Annotated in this window: 19 protein-coding genes; 8 read left to right on the top strand and 11 right to left on the bottom strand. The window is 73.0% G+C overall.

Annotated features, from left to right (window positions below):
* Positions 1–5: 5 nt before the first annotated feature.
* Both C0216_RS29335 and C0216_RS29330 read right to left on the bottom strand, forming a co-directional pair.
* Entirely contained in the window at positions 6–314 is a 309-nt protein-coding gene (locus C0216_RS29335) for a hypothetical protein (protein WP_114058151.1), read from the bottom strand.
* Positions 315–516: 202 nt separating this feature from the next.
* A complete protein-coding gene (locus C0216_RS29330) occupies positions 517–1,359 on the bottom strand; it encodes a pentapeptide repeat-containing protein (protein WP_114058150.1) in 843 nt (280 codons plus the stop codon).
* A gap of 93 nt (positions 1,360–1,452) precedes the next feature.
* Here C0216_RS29330 and C0216_RS29325 point away from each other — a divergent pair, with 93 nt between their 5' ends.
* The 4 genes from C0216_RS29325 (at position 1,453) to C0216_RS29310 (ending at position 5,896) form a co-directional block, all read left to right on the top strand.
* Positions 1,453–2,241: a thioesterase family protein gene (locus tag C0216_RS29325; RefSeq protein ID WP_114058149.1), complete on the top strand. Its 789-nt coding sequence runs from the start codon at positions 1,453–1,455 to the stop codon at positions 2,239–2,241.
* A gap of 70 nt (positions 2,242–2,311) precedes the next feature.
* Positions 2,312–3,892: a serine/threonine-protein kinase gene (locus tag C0216_RS29320; RefSeq protein WP_114058148.1), complete on the top strand. Its 1,581-nt coding sequence runs from the start codon at positions 2,312–2,314 to the stop codon at positions 3,890–3,892.
* A gap of 58 nt (positions 3,893–3,950) precedes the next feature.
* Positions 3,951–4,982 carry an NlpC/P60 family protein gene (locus C0216_RS29315; RefSeq protein WP_114058147.1) on the top strand — a complete coding sequence of 344 codons (1,032 nt, stop codon included), beginning with the start codon at positions 3,951–3,953 and terminating at the stop codon, positions 4,980–4,982.
* 194 nt (positions 4,983–5,176) lie between these two features.
* A complete protein-coding gene (locus C0216_RS29310; RefSeq protein ID WP_114058146.1) occupies positions 5,177–5,896 on the top strand; it encodes a phosphatase PAP2 family protein in 720 nt (239 codons plus the stop codon).
* A gap of 142 nt (positions 5,897–6,038) precedes the next feature.
* Here C0216_RS29310 and C0216_RS29305 read toward each other — a convergent pair whose 3' ends face one another.
* Positions 6,039–6,275, bottom strand: a complete 237-nt coding sequence (locus C0216_RS29305) for a hypothetical protein (RefSeq protein ID WP_114058145.1) — start codon at positions 6,273–6,275, stop codon at positions 6,039–6,041.
* A 103-nt stretch (positions 6,276–6,378) separates the two neighbouring features.
* Positions 6,379–6,591 (bottom strand): hypothetical protein, encoded by a 213-nt coding sequence (locus C0216_RS29300; protein WP_114058144.1) that lies wholly within the window; start codon positions 6,589–6,591, stop codon positions 6,379–6,381.
* A 130-nt stretch (positions 6,592–6,721) separates the two neighbouring features.
* Between C0216_RS29300 and C0216_RS29295 the strand changes: the two genes are divergently transcribed.
* Both C0216_RS29295 and C0216_RS33640 read left to right on the top strand, forming a co-directional pair.
* Positions 6,722–7,558 carry a hypothetical protein gene (locus C0216_RS29295; protein WP_114058143.1) on the top strand — a complete coding sequence of 279 codons (837 nt, stop codon included), beginning with the start codon at positions 6,722–6,724 and terminating at the stop codon, positions 7,556–7,558.
* A gap of 148 nt (positions 7,559–7,706) precedes the next feature.
* Positions 7,707–7,859 carry a hypothetical protein gene (locus C0216_RS33640; RefSeq protein ID WP_162793084.1) on the top strand — a complete coding sequence of 51 codons (153 nt, stop codon included), beginning with the start codon at positions 7,707–7,709 and terminating at the stop codon, positions 7,857–7,859.
* An 80-nt stretch (positions 7,860–7,939) separates the two neighbouring features.
* Here C0216_RS33640 and C0216_RS29290 read toward each other — a convergent pair whose 3' ends face one another.
* On the bottom strand, positions 7,940–8,278 hold the full coding sequence (locus C0216_RS29290) for a metal-sensitive transcriptional regulator (RefSeq protein WP_114058142.1): 339 nt from the start codon (positions 8,276–8,278) through the stop codon (positions 7,940–7,942).
* A 191-nt stretch (positions 8,279–8,469) separates the two neighbouring features.
* Here C0216_RS29290 and C0216_RS29285 point away from each other — a divergent pair, with 191 nt between their 5' ends.
* Positions 8,470–9,090 carry a DUF47 domain-containing protein gene (locus C0216_RS29285; protein ID WP_114058141.1) on the top strand — a complete coding sequence of 207 codons (621 nt, stop codon included), beginning with the start codon at positions 8,470–8,472 and terminating at the stop codon, positions 9,088–9,090.
* Positions 9,091–9,095: 5 nt separating this feature from the next.
* Positions 9,096–10,094, top strand: coding sequence for an inorganic phosphate transporter (locus C0216_RS29280; protein ID WP_114058140.1), 999 nt, complete (start codon positions 9,096–9,098; stop codon positions 10,092–10,094).
* A 114-nt stretch (positions 10,095–10,208) separates the two neighbouring features.
* On the opposite strand, the gene pstB is transcribed toward C0216_RS29280, so the two are convergent.
* The 6 genes from pstB to C0216_RS29250 form a co-directional block, all read right to left on the bottom strand.
* Complete coding sequence (gene pstB, locus C0216_RS29275; RefSeq protein WP_114059012.1) at positions 10,209–10,985, bottom strand: phosphate ABC transporter ATP-binding protein PstB; 777 nt, start codon at positions 10,983–10,985, stop codon at positions 10,209–10,211.
* A gap of 28 nt (positions 10,986–11,013) precedes the next feature.
* Positions 11,014–12,096 carry a phosphate ABC transporter permease PstA gene (gene pstA, locus C0216_RS29270; RefSeq protein WP_114058139.1) on the bottom strand — a complete coding sequence of 361 codons (1,083 nt, stop codon included), beginning with the start codon at positions 12,094–12,096 and terminating at the stop codon, positions 11,014–11,016.
* Positions 12,096–13,088: a phosphate ABC transporter permease subunit PstC gene (pstC, locus tag C0216_RS29265; protein WP_114058138.1), complete on the bottom strand. Its 993-nt coding sequence runs from the start codon at positions 13,086–13,088 to the stop codon at positions 12,096–12,098. The genes pstA and pstC overlap by 1 nt, the downstream gene beginning before the upstream one ends.
* A 132-nt stretch (positions 13,089–13,220) precedes the next feature.
* The gene (gene pstS, locus C0216_RS29260; protein ID WP_114058137.1) at positions 13,221–14,357 is read right to left on the bottom strand and encodes a phosphate ABC transporter substrate-binding protein PstS; all 1,137 of its coding nucleotides are present in this window, start codon (positions 14,355–14,357) and stop codon (positions 13,221–13,223) included.
* A 275-nt stretch (positions 14,358–14,632) separates the two neighbouring features.
* Entirely contained in the window at positions 14,633–15,610 is a 978-nt protein-coding gene (locus C0216_RS29255; RefSeq protein WP_246042736.1) for a CHAD domain-containing protein, read from the bottom strand.
* The gene (locus tag C0216_RS29250; RefSeq protein ID WP_114058136.1) at positions 15,591–17,864 is read right to left on the bottom strand and encodes an RNA degradosome polyphosphate kinase; all 2,274 of its coding nucleotides are present in this window, start codon (positions 17,862–17,864) and stop codon (positions 15,591–15,593) included. Before C0216_RS29250 ends, C0216_RS29255 begins: the two co-directional genes overlap by 20 nt.
* Positions 17,865–17,922: the final 58 nt, after the last annotated feature.

Genomic DNA, 17,922 nt, shown 5'->3' with positions numbered 1-17,922 from the left:
TCCGGCTAGACGGCCATTCCGTAGACGATGGTGAACAGCGTGCCGAGGGAGCCGATGATGAAGACGCCGGTGAGCCCGGCGACGATCAGGCCCTTGCCCTGTTCGGCGCTGAAGGTGTCGCGCAGCGCGGTGGCGCCGATGCGCTGCTTGGCGGCGCCCCAGATGGCGATGCCGAGGCAGATGAGAATGGCGACCGCCATGATCACTTCGATCATGATCTTCGCTTCGTTGCCGAGACTGCCGAAGGGCCCCCAGTTGGGGGCGATTCCGCCGATGATGGTGGTGATGTCGCCCTTTTCGGCTGCCAGGATCATGTAACTCACCGCCCCTGTACGGGTAGTTCCGGTAGCCCGTGCCGACGGCATGGGTCACCCACTATCTTCGCTGATGAAACCCCGGTCATACGTCGACTTGACGGGCTTCTTTGCCCGGTGTCCCGGGGCTTGGCCCGTCCGGGGCGCTGACCTGCGGTGGTGACGGTGTGTTTGTCTGACGGTCCGATGGTCGGATGGTCCGTCAGTCCCAGTGCGCGGGACGGGTGAGGCCCGGCGGAATCCTGGTGCCGGCGTCGCCCCGGGCGGCGCCCAGCTGGGCCTGGGTGAGGAAGAGGGCGTCGCGCAGGTCGGCTCCGCGCAGGTCGGTGTCGCGGAAGTCGGCGCCGATGAGGTCGGCGAGGCGGAGGTCGGCGCCGGAGAGGTCCGCGGCGATGAGGTAGGCGCCGCGGAGGTTGGCGCCCCGCAGGTCGGCTCCGGCGAGGCGGGCGCCCATGAGGTCGGCGCCGCGGTGGCTGCGGCGGCGGCCGGGGGCCCCGGCGCGGACGAGTTCGCTGGTCTCCAGGAGGAGGGTGTTGATGCGGCCGCGGAGGTCCGGGAGGTCCAGGTCCGCCGTGAGGGCGTCGGCGCCGGCGGCGGTCCAGCGGGTGGTCTCGTCGAGGAGGGCGCGCAGCCGGGGGTGCAGGGGGCGGGCGGCCGGGCGGGCGAGGGCTTCGGTGACGTAGAAGAGGAGTTCGTGGAGCTGCCGCATGAGGGGGAAGACCTCGAACATGCGGCGGGCGGTGCCGGGGTGGCTGCGCCAGTCCTCGCCGCCGAACGTGACCTGGGAGACCTGCTGGCCGGCGCCGAAGCAGTCGAAGGTGGTGCAGCCCTGGAAACCGGAGTCGCGCAGGCGGGTGTGGATGCCGCAGCGGAAGTCCTGGCGGAGGTTCGTGCAGGGGGTGCCGGCGGCCTTGTCCACGGCGAAGTCGTTCGACCTGGCGAAGGGGAGGGCTACGCAGCACAGGGCGAAGCAGTTCGCGCAGTCGGCGCGGAGGCGGTCCCTGTCGTGGGGGTCTGCGGCGGGGGTGGCGGGGGTGGCTGGCACCTCCCCATTGTCACAGCCCGGGCCGGGAGGCGGGTGCTGGGGCGGGCTGCGGGGCCTGGTGCCCGGCGTTACCGGGGGGTAGCGTCCGGGGGCATGGCGTTCTACGAGCGGATCGACGGGGAGCGGTTCCTGGCCACCGAGGACACGCGGGGGCCGTGGGATGCGGGGGCGCAGCACGCGGGGCCGCCGGCCGCGCTGCTCGGCCGGGCGGTCGAGGAGCGGGCGGGGGCGCGGCCGGACATGCGGATCGCGCGGATCACCTTCGACATCCTGCGGCCGGTGCCGCTGGGCGTGGTGTCCGTACGGGTGCGGGAGCTGCGGCTGGGCCGGAGCACCGAGGTGGTGGAGGCGGAGCTGGAGCCGGCGGGCGCCGGGCAGCCGGCGGTGGTCGCGCGGGCGCTGCGGGTGCGGGTGGCCGGGGACGGTGTGGTGCCGGCGGTGGCGGAGGGGCCGCGGCTGCCGCCGCCGGGGTCGCTGGCGCCGTCGCCGTTCTATGCGGTGCCGTGGGAGCGGGGCTACCACACGGCGATGGAGATGCGGTTCGCCGAGGGGGGCTTCACCGAGCCGGGGCCGGGGGCCTGCTGGATGCGGATGCGGGTGCCGCTGGTGGCGGGTGAGCCGGTCGGGGCGCTGGACCGGGTGCTGGTCGCGGCGGACTCCGGCAACGGGATCAGCGCGGCCGTCGACTTCAGGCGGTTTGTCTTCGTCAACAGCGACCTGACGGTGCATCTGCACCGGCACCCGGCGGGCGAGTGGGTCGGGGTGCAGGCGCGGACGAGCGTCGACCCGGCGGGGATCGGGCTCGCGGACTCGGTCCTGCACGACGAGAAGGGGCCCCTCGGCAGGGGGGCGCAGAGCCTTTTCGTGGCGCCGCGCCCCTGACGGCGGGCCGGCCGGCGGGCCGGTCAACCCCCCTGCCGGGCACGGAGGTCCGTGTGGCACCCTCTGGCGGGTGGAAGCGCTGACAGACACCGACCCCGCCCAGGTGGGGGCGCATGCCCTGCTGGCCCGGCTGGGTGCCGGAGCGCTGGGGCCGGTGTACCTCGCGCGGTCGCCCGGGGGGCGGCTGGTGGCGGTGCAGGTGGTCGGTTCGCAGACCACCGGGGATCCGGAGGCGCTGGCCCGGTTCAAGCGCGAGGCGGAGGCCGTCCGCGCGGTGCGGTCGGCGCACACGGCGGACCTGGTGGACGCCTCGCTGGCGGCGCCGCCGTTCTGGCTGGCGACGGAGTACGCGGCCGGGCCGACGCTGGCCCGCGCGGTCGCGGGCCGTGGGCCGCTGCCCGCGCCGACCTGCCGTCGGCTGCTGGCCGCGCTGGCGGAGGGGCTGGCGGCGCTCCACGCGCACGGGGTGGCGCACCGGGAGTTCACGCCGGAGTGCGTGGTGCTGGCTGCGCAGGGCCCGCAGATCACCGGTTCGGGTCTCGCGCGGGGTGCGGGCGCGCCCGGTTTCGCGGCGCCGGAGGTGCGGGCGGGGGCGGAGGCCGGTCCCGCGGCGGACGTGTTCGCGCTGGGGGCGGTGCTGGCGTACGCGGCGACGGGGCGGCCGCCGCTCGGGGCGGTCGGCGGGCCGCTGGACGTGGCCGGGGTGGAGCCGGGGCTGGCGGCTCTGGTCGCGGCCTGTACGGAGGAGGACCCGGCGCGGCGGCCGCACCCGGCGGAGGTCGTGGAGCGCTGCGCCGCGGAGGGCGCCCTGGCGGGCGATCCGGTGTACGCGGGGATGGGGGCGCTGGGCGATGCGGTGCCGCGGGCTGCGGTACGGGCGCAGGGGCCGGCGCCGGCGGGGGCGTACGGGTATCCGCCGCCGGCCGGGTGGGTGCCGCCGGCGCCGGCTGCGGCCGGCCCGTCCTCCGGGCGGCGGCGCGGCCGGGCCGGGGCGTGGGCGGCGGCGGGGCTCGCGCTGGCTGCGCTCGGCGCGGTGGCGGTGTGGCGGATTCCGGCGGGCGGCGGCAGCGCGGCCGCGGCCGCTGACGCGGCGGCCGGTTCGCAGCCGGCGGCCCGGCCGTCGGCGGGTCCGCCGGTGCTGATCCGGCAGACGGCGCCGAATCCGGACTCCTGGGATCCGGTGCGGGGCGAGTGCCGCGGGCCGGAGGTGGAGGAGCGGCCGCTGACGGGGTTGCAGGGTGCGGTCACGCCGGCCGAGCAGGATCCGGAGGGGGAGCTGCGGCCGGGGCGGGTGCGGATCGCGTTCCGGTTGGAGGAGGCGGTGCCGGGGGCGCCCGCGTACCACGTGGCGGTGGTGGTGAAGCCGCCGCACGAGGTGGATGCGCAGGGGCGGTCAACGGGGGTGTCGGACAACCGGCAGCTCGGTTTCGTCGCCCTGGCGCGCGATGTACACGAGGGGGACGCGACGCAGTGGAAGTCGGTGGTGTACCCGGACGACTTCTCGATGGAGTGGGACGGCCGGAGGGTGCCGGCGCCGGCGCCGGCGCAGGATCCCGGGGGGTGGACGGTGGTGTTCCGGCACGCCGTCTCGGATACGGAACACAAGAGCGTGTGGTGCCGCGGCTTCGACGTGGGGGCGCAAAAGGGATGAATCCGACACGTGTCGGTGAATCCATGTGAATGTCTGTCCGATGGGGGAGGGTTGACGGGTGCGCAGATTCTGGAAGGTCGGCGGGAGCGCCCTCGCTGTGTTCCTGTGCTTCGTCGCCCTCCTGGTGATCGGCACGTACTCGGCGGCGGCGGGCATCGCGGGCGGCGCCGGCGGCCGCGCGCTCGGGCTCGCCAAGGGCGCCGTGCCGTCGAAGTACCAGGCGCTGGTGCAGAAGTGGGGCGTGCTCTGCCCGACCCTGTCCCCGGCGGTCCTGGCGGCGCAGCTGTACTCGGAGAGCGGCTGGAACCCCACGGTCGTCAGCCCCGCCGACGCGCGGGGCATCGCCCAGTTCATCCCCGGCACCTGGGCCACCCACGGGATCGACGGGGACGGCGACGGGGACCGGGACATCTGGGACCCCAACGACGCGATCCCCTCGGCGGCTTCGTACGACTGCGCGCTCGCCGAGGACGTCAGGAAGGTCCCCGGCGACCCCGTCGCGAACATGCTCGCCGCCTACAACGCCGGCCCCGGCGCCGTGTTCAAGTACCAGGGCGTGCCCCCGTACAAGGAGACGCAGGGGTACGTGAAGGCGATCACGACCCTGGCGAAGAGCTTCGAGCGGCCCGTCGGGCGGGTCGCCCCCTCGCAGCAGGCGGCCGGGGCGATCTACTTCGCGCAGAAGCAGCTGGGCACGCCGTACCTGTGGGGCGGCAACGGAACGCCCGACCAGGACGGGCGGTTCGACTGCTCGGGGCTGACGAAGGCGGCGTACGAGTCGGTGGGCGTCACGCTGCCGCGCGTCGCCAACGACCAGTACAACGCGGGTCCGCACCCCTCGCGGGAGGAACTGCTCCCGGGCGACCTGGTGTTCTTCTCCGACGATCTGACGAACTCGCGGGAGATCCGGCACGTCGGGCTGTACGTGGGCGGCGGATACATGATCAACGCGCCTTACACGGGTGCGGTGATCCGCTTCGACAAGATCGACACCCCGGACTACTTCGGGGCCACGCGGGTCACCAAGGACGGGGCGGAGGCCCTGCCCGACCGCACCGCCGACGCGAAGGCCCCGGGCGACACTCCGTGAAGCGCAGGCCCTGAGCTGCGCCGACGTATCACTCTTGGATAACGTTGCCGTGATCATCCCGTGGAGAGGGGAACCGCCCTGCCCGAGCAGGCGTTCCATGGTCACGGGGTGGATCGACACGGGGGGGGTTTCGCGGGGTGCACACACGGGTGCCCCCGTAGGGGAACCGAGCAAGAACAAGGGGCCGCATCGCCATGGCTGCACTGGCAACCGGTGGGCCGAACGTGGACGTCAGCCTGCTCCACGACGTCAACGCGCTGGCCCGGTACGCCCCGGCCGCGGTCGACAGAGCCGTCGTCCTGGCCAGCTCCTACGGCATCCCCCTCCTGATGCTGCTCCTCGTGCTGTGGTGCTGGCGCGGCGCCCGGCGGCAGGAACCGGCCGCGGCCGCCGAGACGTTCGCCGCCCTGCTGTGGGCGCCGCTCGCCGCGGTCATCGCGCTCGCCGCCAACGTGCCGCTGCGTCAGCTCGTCGGCCGGGACAGGCCGTTCCGGGTGCACGAGGGCCTCCACGTCCTCGAACCCGCCGCGAGCCAGAGCCTGTACTCCTTCGTCAGCGACCACGCCACCTTCACGATGGCCCTCGGCATGGGCCTGTTCCTCGCCCGCCGCCGCATCGGCCTCCTCGGCATCGGCCTGGCCCTCGCCGAGGGGCTCAGCCGCGTCTACATCGGCGTCCACTACCCCACCGACGTCCTCGGCGGGTTCGCCCTCGGCACCGCCGTCGTCCTCGTCCTCGCCCCGCTCGCCATGGCCGTGCTGACGCCCGCCGTGCGCGCGGCCGCCCGCTCCCCGCGGGCCGCCCGGCTCGTACGGGGCCGCCACCTCGCCCGGCCCCGGCCGGTGGAGCTCGGCGGCGAGCACGCCGCGGTCGGCGGCGGCGGCCTCACCCGCGACAACGACCTGGCGGCCTGACCCGCGGCACCGCAGCGGCCGGACCCGGCCGTGCATCAGGGGTGCCCGTACGCGTCCCACAGGAACATCAGCGCCGCCGCGAGCACGCACAGCGCGGCAATGCCGAAGCACAGCCGCACCGCGGCCGGCCGGTGCCGGGGTGTCACCGCTCGCCGCCCTCGGGGCCGCGGCCGCCCGCCTCCGCGTCCCTGCGGCGGCGCGCCCGCAGCCACAGCCCCGTCGCCACAGCGGCGGCGCAGGTCAGCCCGACTGCCAGGGCCACGTCCGCCGGGCCCTCGGCGGAGCCGGTCGGCCTCGCCGCGGCCGCGCCCGCGGGCGCGAGGACGAGGAGCAGCGCCCACGCGAGGAGGGCGGCGGCGCGCGATGCGGGTCCGGGCATGCCTCCAGGGCACCCGCGGCCCGGCCGCCCCGCCAGCCGGCCGCGGCCGAACGGGTGACACCCGCGGCGGGCGGCCGCGGCCGGGGCGCCCGCCGGGCGGGGCCTACGCGGCGCCGTGCTCCGCGGCGTCCCTGCGGGCCAGGTCGCGCGAGCGGCGGGCCGGGCCGCGCCAGCCGCAGCCGCACACTGCCAGGCAGAACGAGCCGCGCTCACTGGTGGACGCGGTGTGCGCGGCAGGCGGATCCTGCGGCGCGATCCGGATGCGGCGGGAGGTCTCGGGCTCGGGGGCGGGCGGCGCCCCGGTGTGCGGGTCCACGCTGCCACGGTACCGGCGGCGCGGCGCGCCCGGGAGGCCCGCACCGTGACGGGAGGCCGCGGACCTCGTTAAACCGCAGCGGGTGGGGGCCTCGGACAAGCAGCGGTGACGTGTTGGGGGTTGGCAGGCGATGGTGGTGCACCAGCAGGGGCAGCGGCGCGGCCGCTCGGGCGGGGCGGTCCTCGCCGTCGGCGTGGCCGCGGTGGTCGCCGTGACGAGCGGGTGCGGCGGTTCCGCCGCCGCGGGGGACGACCGGACCCCGGCGGATCCGGCGGCCGCCGTCAGGGCGGCCCCCGACCGGCTGGCCGCCACCGGGAGCGCGCAGGCCCGTACGGCGATGGAGATGGCGACCGGAGGCACCCGGGTCACCATCCGCGGCGAGGGCGGCGTCGACTTCAAGAACCGGATGGGCCAGCTCCTGGTCATGCTGCCCGCCGACCCGGCGGGCAAGGAGGCGCACCAGCCGATCACCGAGCTGCTCGTGCCCGGCGCGCTGTACATGAAGAACCGGGGCGCGGGCGTGCCCGCCGACAAGTGGGTCCGCGTCGACACCACCACCCTCGCGGACGGGAACCTGGTCACGGGCGGTGCGACCGACCCGCTGGCCGCCGCCGAGCTGCTGCGCGGCGCCCGGGACGTCCGCTACGTCGGCGAGACGGAGCTGGCGGGCACGAAGGTGCGGCACTACCAGGGGACGACGGACATCGGGAGGGCGGCGAAAACCGCCTCCCCGGGAATCAAGGGGGCATTGGAGGCAGCGGCGAAAGGGTTCACCACGGACACGGTGCCCTTCGACGCCTACCTCGACGAGGAGGGGCGGCTGCGGAAGGTCCGGCACCGCTTCAGCTGGGTCAACAATGGCGTGATCGATGTCTCCTCGACCACGCTGCTCTACGGGTTCGGCACTCCGGTGACCGTCGTATTGCCCGCAAGCAGGGATATTTACGCCGGGAAGATCGCCGGATAGCCGGGGGGAGGCACCGGGTGCCATGCCTTCGGGCCATGGCGGGGTATCCGGAAATGGTCCATCCGTGTCATGCGCACACCGCGGGCGCGTCCCTACGCTGGGCGCATCGCAGACCGATGTCCGATGGCGGCAGATCGAGGTGAGACGCGTGACCCCCGTGTGCGGTGCGACGGTGCAGGACCACGTGGCGCTGGCCGAGATCGAACTGTGCGGCGAGCTGATCATCGCCGCGTCCGCCGCCGACGAGGAGCGGCTCAGCCAGGACCGGATCGACGAGGTCCTCATGGGGCTCGGCCTGTAGCCGCGGGCCGGGCGGGCCCGTACCCCCTTCCCGCGGGGTACGGGCGCGCGCCCCCTGCACGGGCCGGCCGAGCCGGCGGCTCAGGTGCGCAGCAGGCGGGCGATGGCCTTCGTGGCCTCCTCGACCTTGGCGTCGATCTCGCCCCCGCCCTTGACGGCCGCGTCGGCCACGCAGTGCCGCAGGTGCTCCTCCAGGAGCTGGAGGGCGAAGGACTGCAGGGCCTTCGTGCTCGCCGAGACCTGGGTGAGTATGTCGATGCAGTAGACGTCCTCGTCGACGAGGCGCTGGAGGCCGCGGATCTGTCCCTCGATCCGGCGCAGCCGCTTGAGGTGCTCGTCCTTGCGGTGGTGGTACCCGTGTACCGCATGCGCCGCGGTGCCGGCGCCGGATCCGGAGCTCTCCGCCTCGATGGCCGTCATGGGTCCTCCCGTGGTCCGCGACGAGCCGGGGATACCCCCGACGGGTATAGAATACCGGGCCGCGCGGCCGGGGGCAGGGGCCCGCGGGCCCACTCTGCCTGATGGAGGACACGGAGAACGGCGGGTTAGCCGTGGCCGGAGCGAGCGCCTAGCATCAGGTGACCGAATCCGATGCACCCCGAGGACCACACGTGCGATTTCGTCTGACCCCCAGGGAGACGAGCTTCTACGACATGTTTGCCGCATCCGCGGACAACATCGTCACGGGCTCCAAGCTCCTGATGGAACTGCTCGGAGCGGAGCCACCCGCCCGAGCCGAGATCGCGGAGCGCATGCGGGCGGCCGAGCACGCGGGGGACGACGCCACCCACGCGATCTTCCACCAGCTGAACTCCTCCTTCATCACGCCGTTCGACCGCGAGGACATCTACTCCCTGGCCTCCTCGCTCGACGACATCATGGACTTCATGGAGGAGGCCGTCGACCTGGTCGTCCTCTACAACATCGAGGAGCTCCCCAAGGGCGTCGAGCAGCAGATCGAGGTCCTGGCGCGGGCGGCCGAGCTGACCGCGGAGGCCATGCCGCACCTGCGGACCATGGACCACCTGACTGAGTACTGGATCGAGGTCAACCGCCTTGAGAACCAGGCCGACCAGATCCACCGGAAGCTGCTCGCCCAGCTCTTCAACGGCAAGTACGACGCCATCGAGGTGCTGAAGCTCAAGCAGATCGTCGACGTGCTCGAAGAGGCGGCCGACGCGTTCGAGCACGTCGCGAACACGGTGGAGACCATCGCGGTCAAGGAGTCCTGAACCCCGTGGACACCTTCGCTCTGATCGTGACCATCGGTGTCGCGCTCGGTTTCACGTACACCAACGGGTTCCACGACTCGGCGAACGCGATCGCGACCTCGGTCTCGACCCGGGCGCTGACCCCGCGCGCCGCCCTCGCGATGGCCGCGGTGATGAACCTCGCCGGCGCCTTCCTGGGCAGCGGCGTCGCCAAGACGGTCAGCGAGGGGCTCATCGAGACCCCGCACGGCGCCACGGGGATGTGGATCCTCTTCGCCGCACTCGTCGGCGCGATCGCCTGGAACCTGATCACCTGGTACTTCGGCCTCCCCTCCTCTTCGTCGCACGCGCTCTTCGGCGGCATGGTCGGCGCGGCGCTCGCCGGCGGCATCGGGGTCATCTGGTCCGGCGTGGTCGAGAAGGTCGTCATCCCGATGTTCCTCTCGCCGCTGGTCGGCCTGGTCGCCGGCTACCTGGTGATGGTCGCGATCATGTGGATCTTCCGGCGGGCCAACCCGCACAAGGCCAAGCGGGGCTTCCGCATCGCGCAGACCGTCTCGGCGGCCGCGATGGCGCTCGGCCACGGCCTCCAGGACGCGCAGAAGACGATGGGCATCGTGGTGATGGCCCTGGTCATCGCGGACGTCGAGGAGGCGGGCGCGCCGATCCCCGTGTGGGTCAAGATCGCGTGTGCGGTCATGCTGTCGCTGGGTACGTACGCGGGCGGCTGGCGCATCATGCGCACCCTCGGCCGCAAGATCATCGAACTGGACCCGCCGCAGGGCTTCGCCGCGGAGACCACCGGCGCCTCGATCATGTACACGGCGTCGTACCTCTTCCACGCGCCGATCTCCACGACCCACGTGATCACCTCGGCGATCATGGGCGTGGGGGCGACCAAGCGGGTCAACGCGGTCCGCTGGGGCGTCGCCAAGAACATCATCCTGGGCTGGTTCATCACCATGCCGGCCGCGGCGCTCGCGGCCGCGGTGTGCTTCTGGCTCGTCAACCTGGCCGTCGGCTAGCCGGCGTGCGTACGGGCCCCCGGGCCCGGAGACGAGAAAGGGCCGGCTCCCCCACCCGAGGGGAGCCGGCCCTTCGCCTTGCGGTGGCACCGCCATGCAGCACCGCAGGGCGGCTCAGCCGAAGCGGCCCGAGATGTAGTCCTCGGTCGCCTGGACGGAAGGGTTGGAGAAGATCCGGTCGGTCTCGTCGATCTCGATGAGCTTTCCGGGCTGGCCGACCGCGGCGAGGTTGAAGAAGGCGGTGCGGTCCGACACGCGGGCCGCCTGCTGCATGTTGTGCGTCACGATGACGATCGTGAAGCGCTCCTTCAGCTCGCCGATCAGGTCCTCGATGGCGAGGGTGGAGATCGGGTCGAGGGCCGAGCAGGGCTCGTCCATCAGCAGGACCTCGGGCTCGACCGCGATGGCGCGGGCGATGCACAGGCGCTGCTGCTGGCCGCCGGAGAGGCCGGAGCCCGGCTTGTTCAGCCGGTCCTTGACCTCGTTCCACAGGTTGGCGCCGCGCAGGGACCGCTCGACGATGTCGGCGAGGTCCTGCCGGCGGTGGCCGCCGTTCAGGCGCAGGCCCGCCGCCACGTTCTCGAAGATCGACATGGTGGGGAAGGGGTTGGGGCGCTGGAAGACCATGCCGACCGTGCGGCGGACGGCGACCGGGTCGACGCCGGGGCCGTAGAGGTTCTCGTCGTCCAGGAGCACCTTGCCCTCGACGCGGCCGCCGGGGGTGACCTCGTGCATCCGGTTCAGGGTGCGCAGGAAGGTGGACTTGCCGCAGCCGGAGGGGCCGATGAAGGCGGTCACGGAGTGCGGCTCCACGGTCATCGAGATGTCGTCGATGGCCTTGTGGGTGCCGTAGAAGGCGGAGAGGCCGCTGACGTCGATTCGCTTGGCCATGAGGGTCACTTCGCTTTCGTGCGGTCGCTCAGCGACCGGTCTTCGGGGCCTTCCAGCGGGCGATGCCGCGGGCCACCAGGTTGAGGATCATGACGAAGGCGATCAGGACGAGCGCTGCGGCCCATGCCCGGTCGTAGGAGGCGTCGCTGCCGACCTTGTACTGCTCCCAGATGTAGAGCGGGAGCGAGGACTGGGCGCCTTCGAAGGGGTTGCCGTTGATCAGCTGGGAGCCGAAGACCAGCAGCATGATCGGGGCGGTCTCGCCGGCGATGCGGGCGACGGCCAGCATCAGGCCGGTGGAGATGCCGCCGACGGCGGTCGGGAGGACCACCTTGAGGATCACACGCCACTTCGGCACGCCGAGGGCGAGGGCGGCCTCGCGCAGCTCGTTCGGGACGAGCTTGAGCATCTCCTCGGTGGAGCGGACCACCACGGGCATCATCAGGATCGACAGGGCCATCGCGCCGGCGAAGCCGGAGGGGCCGAAGCCGAGCATCAGGTTCCAGGTCGTCAGGATGAACAGGCCGGCGACGATGGAGGGGATGCCGGTCATGACGTCGACGAAGAACGTGACGGCCTTGGCGAGCCGGCCCTTGCCGTACTCGACCAGGTAGACGGCGGTCAGCAGGCCGATGGGCGCGGCGATCAGGGTCGCCAGGGCGACCTGCTCGATGGTGCCCAGCAGGGCGTGGTAGACGCCGCCGCCCGGTTCGAAGCCGGTCACGCCGTTCATGGAGTGCGTCAGGAAGTGGCCGCTCAGGGCCTTCACGCCGCGGCTCACGGTCGTCCAGAGCAGCGAGACGAGCGGGACGACGGCGAGCAGGAAGCAGACCCAGATCACGGACGTCGCGACGCGGTCCTTGGCCTGGCGGGTGTTCTCGACGACCGCGCTGGAGCCGTAGGTGGCGGCGACGAAGAGGAGCGCGGCGATCAGGCCCCACTGGATCTTGCTCTGCAGGCCGAAGGCGAGGCCGGCCCCGCAGCCGAGCAGGGTGGAGAGGACCGCGGTGGCGGCGGGCGCCCAGCGGGGCAGGCCGCCGCGGGTGAGGCTGCCGCCGGTGCGGGATCCGGGGGCCCGGACGGGGCGCTGGTCCTGGATTGCGTGGCTCATCAGGCGTTCGCCCCCGAGTACTCCTTGCGGCGCGCGATGATCATGCGTGCGGCGCCGTTGACCAGCAGGGTGAGGAGGAAGAGGACCAGGCCGGAGGCGATGAGGGCGTCGCGGCCGAACTCGTTGGCCTCGTCGAACTTCGCGGCGATGTTCTGGGCGAAGGTGCCGCCGCCCGGATCGAGGAGGTGCCCGGAGATCAGGAAGCTCGGGGAGAGGACCGTGGCGACGGCCATGGTCTCGCCGAGGGCGCGGCCGAGGCCGAGCATGGAGGCGGAGATGACGCCGGAGCGGCCGAAGGGCAGGACGGCCATCCGGATGACCTCCCAGCGGGTCGCGCCGAGAGCCAGGGCGGCCTCCTCGTTCATGCGCGGGACCTGGAGGAAGACCTCGCGGCTGACGCTCGTCACGATCGGCAGGATCATGATCGCGAGGAGGATGCCGACGGTGAAGAGGGAGCGGGCGACGCCGGGCTGGGACTTGTCGAAGACGTAGGTCCAGCCGAGGTACTCGTCGAGCCAGAGGTTGAGGCCGGCGAGCTGCGGGACGAGGAAGAGCGCGCCCCAGATGCCGTAGATGATCGAGGGCACCGCGGCCAGCAGGTCGACGACGTAGCCGAGGGTGGCGGCCAGCTTCCGCGGCGCGTAGTGCGAGATGAAGAGGGCGATGCCGACGGCGATCGGGACGGCGATGGCCATCGCGATGATCGAGCTGACGACGGTGCCGAAGAGCAGGACGGCGATGCCGAAGACGGGCGGGTTCGCGGAGGCGTCCCAGTCGAAGGTGGTGAGGAAGTTGCCCTCGTTCTGCGACAGGGCGATGGCGGCCCGGTAGGTGAGGAACACGGCGATCGACGCCATGATCACCAGGAGCAGGATCCCGGAGCCCTTGGAGAGCCCGGAGAAGACCGCGTCACCGGCGCGGCCGGCGGTCTTCACGCTCGCGGAGACAGGCGGCGGTGGCGAGTCTGTCTGGGTGGGTGTGGTGGTAGCCATGGTCTTTCCGGTCTGGACGGGGGACGCGCCCCCTGGCGGCGGTGCACCGGATCCCCCGCGGGCGGGGGAGGGGCCGCGGGGCCGGGGCCGCCCGCTGGTGCGGGCGGGCCCGGCGCTGCGCGGCTCGGGGGGTCAGGACAGCGAGTTGACGATCTCGCGGACCTTGCTGTTGATCTCGGCGGGGATCGGGGCGTAGCCGTGGTCGGAGAGGATCTTCTGGCCGGCGTCCGAGGCGGCGTAGCCGAGGAAGGACTTCACGGTCGGCAGGGTCTCGGCCTTGTTGCCCTTGTCGCAGACGACCTCGTAGGTCACCAGGACGATCGGGTAGGCGCCCTCGGCCTTGGTGGTGTAGTCGAGCTTGAGGGCGAGGTCGGAGCCGGTGCCGACGACCTTGGCGGCGGCGATGGCCTTGGAGGCGCTGTCGGCGGAGGCCTTGACCGGGGCGGCCGCGCCGGTGTTCAGGTCGACCGTCTTGATGTTCTGGGAGGTGGCGTAGGACAGCTCGAAGTAGCCGATGGCGCCGTCGACCTGCTTGACCTGGGTGGCGACGCCGGAGGAGCCGGAGGCGCCGAGGCCGCCGGGGGCCGGCCACTTCTTGGCGGCGTCGTAGGTCCAGGCGTCGGGGGCGGCGGCCTTCAGGTACTTGCCGAGGTTCTCGGTGGTGCCGGAGTCCTCGGAGCGGTGGAAGTGCTGGATCGCCGTGGACGGGAGGGCGACGCCGGGGTTCAGCTTCTTGATCGCCTCGTCGTCCCACTTCTTGATCTTGTCGTTGAAGATGTTGGCGATCGTGGGGGCGTCGAGGACGAGCTTGTCGACGCCGGAGAGGTTGTAGCCGATGGCGACCGGGCCGCCGACCATCGGCAGGTTGATGCCCTGGCCGCCGGTGCAGATCTTCTTCGACTCCTCGACCTGCTCGGGCTTGAGCGCCGAGTCCGAGCCGGCGAAGCCGACGGTGCCCTGGTTGAAGGCGACGATGCCCTCGCCGGAGGAGGACGACTTGTAGTTGACCTCGACGCCGGAGCAGGCGGCCATGTAGTTCTTGACCCACAGGTCCACCGCGTTCTTCTGGGCGGAGGAGCCGGAGGCGAGCAGCTTGCCGGATGCACCGTCGCACTTGATGTCGCCCGCGGCGGCCGACGGCTTGCCGCTGGCGTTCGTGCCGGCGCCCGTGTTGTCGTCCGAGCCGCACGCCGTGAGGACCAGGGCGCCGGACACGACCAGCGCGCCGAGAGCGGAGGCACGAAGCATGTTCTTGCGCTGAAGCTTCACTTTCGGGTGTTCCTTCCAGAAGCCGCCGGCCGCTGTCGGTGTCGGGGCGGCGTGCGAAGAGGACTACGTCTGCAGGCAGGGTGCCGTTGGATTCGGCCAGTGGCGCGCTGGGCGCACTACCGAAATTAGGCAGATCAGGTGAAGCCATCAACGGGAGCGAATGAACGGGAGGTGAACCTCGCCGAACGGCCGGGTGTGGCGCCTGCCGGACGGCTGCGGTGTTTCCGCGGCGCGGCACATCCGGCCGGAAATCGACCCTCCTCCGCCGCCGGGGGTCAGGCAGGAGTGGGGGCGGGGTGCCAGATGCGGTGAAAGGCACGGCGGGCCGCCTCGGCCTCGTGGCGCTGGTCGGCGTGCAGCACGCCCAGGGCGTATGCCGTCGCGGGGGCGATGCGCGGGGTGCGGGCGGCGGCCGCCGAGGCCGCGGCCGCCTCCGCGGCGTCCCCCTGGCGGGCGAGGGCCCCGCCCGCCTCGGCCGGCCGGGCCACGTCCTCGCCCAGTGCCTCGCGCGCGTAGCGGTGGATGCGCAGCAGGTGGCGCACCTCGTGCCAGGAGCCGTCCTGCCCGGCGTCGTACGGGGGTGCCTGGGCGGGCCGCGGCAGGGCGGCGACGGCCGCCTCCAGCCGGGCCCGGGGCACCGCGGCCAGCGGGACGAGGACGTCCGCGACCGGGCCCCGGGCGGCAACGGGGTCCAGCGGCACCTCGGAGGCCAGGACGGCGACCGCGTCCACGACGGCATGGAACCGGGACGAGCCCATCGCCTGGAGGGCGGCCGCATGGGCGCGGGCCCGGGCGGGCGCCAGCTGCCGCTCCAGCAGTGCCGCCGCCCGCAACGGGCCGGCGGCGAGGCCGCCGCCGGCGGCGCCGCCCGGCCGGTCGGGGGAGCCGGAGAGCCGGTGCAGGGCGTCCAGGAGCCGGGCCGGCAGGGCGGCGGACGTGTGCTCGTCGGCCAGTACCGAGGACAGCCAGGCCAGCTCGCCGCGCAGGCCGTCGGCCCAGGCGCTGTCGGTGACCGCGCGGAAGGTGGTGAGGGACCCGGCGATCCGGCGCGCGGCGCCGCGCAGGCCGCGCGCCGCCTCGGCGGCGTCGGCCGCGGCGGCTCCGCCCGCCGGAGCGGATCCCGCGGCTTCGGTGTGCAGCCGCAGGGCGCGCAGGAAGGCGACGGCCTGGGTCCGCAGGTACGCGCCGAGCACGTCCCCCGCGAGGGCCCCGCCGCTTCCGTACGCCGTCGTATCAGGGTTTCGCAGAGCCACGCCGGCGCCTCCGGGCGTCTATGAGCATCTCCTGGACGTGCCGCAGCGGCTGGCCCTCGTGGTCGGTGCTGTGCCTCGTCCACTCGCCGTCCGGGCCCAGGTGCCAGGAGGAGGTGGAGTCGGACATGCCGGTCTCCAGCAGCCGGTCCAGGGCGGAGCGGTGCGCGGGGTCGGCGACCCGGACCAGCGCCTCGATGCGGCGGTCGAGGTTGCGGTGCATCATGTCGGCGCTGCCGAGCCACACCTCCGGTTCGCCGCCGTTGCCGAAGGCGAAGACGCGGGAGTGCTCCAGGAAGCGGCCGAGGACGGAGCGCACCCGGATGTTCTCCGAGAGCCCCGCCACACCGGGGCGGACGGCGCAGATGCCGCGGACCCAGATGTCGACGGGGACCCCGGCCCGGGAGGCCCGGTAGAGGGCGTCGATGAGGGCCTCGTCGACGATGGAGTTCACCTTGATCCGCACGTATGCGGGGCGGCCGGCCCGTTGGTGGGCGGCCTCCTTGTCGATGCGGGCGATCAGCCCGTCGCGCAGGGAGCGGGGCGCGACGAGGAGGCGGCGGTAGGTCTCGCGGCGGGAGTAGCCGGAGAGCCGGTTGAAGAGGTCGGAGAGGTCCGCGCCGACCTGCGGGTCGGCGGTGAGCAGGCCGAGGTCCTCGTACAGGCGGGCCGTCTTGGGGTGGTAGTTGCCGGTGCCGACGTGCGAGTAGCGGCGCAGGGTCTCGCCCTCCTGGCGGACGACGAGCGACAGCTTGCAGTGGGTCTTGAGGCCGACGAGGCCGTAGACGACGTGGCAGCCGGCCTCCTCCAGCTTGCGGGCCCACTTGATGTTGGCCTGCTCGTCGAAGCGGGCCTTGATCTCGACGAGGACGAGGACCTGCTTGCCGGACTCGGCCGCGTCGATCAGGGCGTCGACGATGGGCGAGTCGCCGGAGGTGCGGTAGAGCGTCTGCTTGATGGCGAGGACGTCGGGGTCGGCGGCCGCCTGCTCCAGGAAGGCCTGGACGGAGGTGGAGAAGGAGTCGTACGGGTGGTGCAGCAGGACGTCCCGCTCGCGCAGCGCGGCGAAGATGTCGGGCGCGGACGCGGACTCGACCTCTGACAGGTCGCGGTGGGTGCCGGCGACGAACTTGCGGTACTTCAGCTCGGGCCGGTCCAGCGAGGCGATCCCGAAGAGGCCGGTCAGGTCCAGCGGCCCGGGCAGCGGGTAGACCTCGGCGGCGGAGATGTTCAGCTCCTGCACGAGGAGGTCCAGGACGCCGGGGTCGATGGACTCCTCGACCTCCAGGCGGACGGGCGGGCCGAAGCGGCGCCGCATGAGCTCCTTCTCCAGGGCCTGGAGCAGGTTCTCCGCGTCGTCCTCCTCGACCTCCAGGTCCTCGTTGCGGGTGACGCGGAACATGTGGTGCGCGAGCACCTCCATGCCGGGGAAGAGCTCTTCCAGGTGCGCGGCGATGACGTCCTCCAGCGGGACGTACCGCTGCGGGGAGGCCTCCAGGAAGCGGGGCAGCAGCGGCGGCACCTTGACGCGGGCGAAGTGCCGGTGGCCGCTGACGGGGTTGCGGACGACGACGGCCAGGTTCAGCGACAGGCCCGAGATGTACGGGAACGGGTGCGCGGGGTCCACGGCCAGCGGGGTCAGCACGGGGAAGATCTGGTTGCGGAACAGGGTGAAGAGGCGGGCCTGCTCCTTCTCGGCGAGGTCCGGCCACCGGATGAGGTGGATGCCCTCGTCGGCGAGCTGGGGGGCGACGTCGTGCTGGAAGCAGGCGGCGTGCCGGGCCATGAGCTCGCGGGAGCGGGTCCAGATCAGGTCGAGGACCTCTCGGGGCTGGAGGCCGGAGGCGGACCGGGTGGCGACGCCGGTGGCGATGCGCCGCTTGAGGCCGGCGACGCGGACCATGAAGAACTCGTCGAGGTTGCCGGCGAAGATGGCGAGGAAGTTCGCCCGCTCCAGCAGCGGGGTCGTCGGGTCCTCGGCCAGTTCCAGGACCCGCTCGTTGAAGGCCAGCCAGCTGCGCTCCCGGTCGAGGAACCGGTCGGCGGGCAGCTCGCCGCCGTCCTTCTCCTCGTAGGAGTCGAGGTCGCCGTCGATGTCGGGGCCGAGATCGGATTCGAGTCCGGCGCGCGGGCGGTGCGCGGCGATGGAGCCGAGCCGCGCGGGTGCGGCGGGCGGCCCTGCGGGTGCCGCGGCGGACGGGTGCGACGGGTGCTGGGCGGGGACCTCGGTGGGGCCTGCGCCGGGCTGGTGGCTCATGACTCCATTCTTCCGCGCGCACGCCAGGTCAGGCGCGTCGGAGGGGGGCGGTGTGGAC

Source organism: Streptomyces globosus (assembly GCF_003325375.1).
GTDB classification, from domain to species: domain Bacteria; phylum Actinomycetota; class Actinomycetes; order Streptomycetales; family Streptomycetaceae; genus Streptomyces; species Streptomyces globosus_A.
Note: the sequence above shows the minus strand (reverse complement) of the source record. Positions and strands in the feature narration are given on the sequence as shown.

What these genes read in the sequence shown, in the direction of transcription:
- C0216_RS29335 (WP_114058151.1), bottom strand. Translation starts at nt 314, where the DNA reads ATGATCCTGGCAGCCGAAAAGGGCGACATCACCACCATCATCGGCGGA.
- C0216_RS29325 (WP_114058149.1), top strand. Translation starts at nt 1,453, where the DNA reads ATGGCGTTCTACGAGCGGATCGACGGGGAGCGGTTCCTGGCCACCGAG.
- C0216_RS29310 (WP_114058146.1), top strand. Translation starts at nt 5,177, where the DNA reads ATGGCTGCACTGGCAACCGGTGGGCCGAACGTGGACGTCAGCCTGCTC.
- C0216_RS29305 (WP_114058145.1), bottom strand. Translation starts at nt 6,275, where the DNA reads ATGCCCGGACCCGCATCGCGCGCCGCCGCCCTCCTCGCGTGGGCGCTG.
- C0216_RS29295 (WP_114058143.1), top strand. Translation starts at nt 6,722, where the DNA reads ATGGTGGTGCACCAGCAGGGGCAGCGGCGCGGCCGCTCGGGCGGGGCG.
- C0216_RS29290 (WP_114058142.1), bottom strand. Translation starts at nt 8,278, where the DNA reads ATGACGGCCATCGAGGCGGAGAGCTCCGGATCCGGCGCCGGCACCGCG.
- pstB (WP_114059012.1), bottom strand. Translation starts at nt 10,985, where the DNA reads ATGGCCAAGCGAATCGACGTCAGCGGCCTCTCCGCCTTCTACGGCACC.
- pstA (WP_114058139.1), bottom strand. Translation starts at nt 12,096, where the DNA reads ATGAGCCACGCAATCCAGGACCAGCGCCCCGTCCGGGCCCCCGGATCC.
- pstC (WP_114058138.1), bottom strand. Translation starts at nt 13,088, where the DNA reads ATGGCTACCACCACACCCACCCAGACAGACTCGCCACCGCCGCCTGTC.
- C0216_RS29250 (WP_114058136.1), bottom strand. Translation starts at nt 17,864, where the DNA reads ATGAGCCACCAGCCCGGCGCAGGCCCCACCGAGGTCCCCGCCCAGCAC.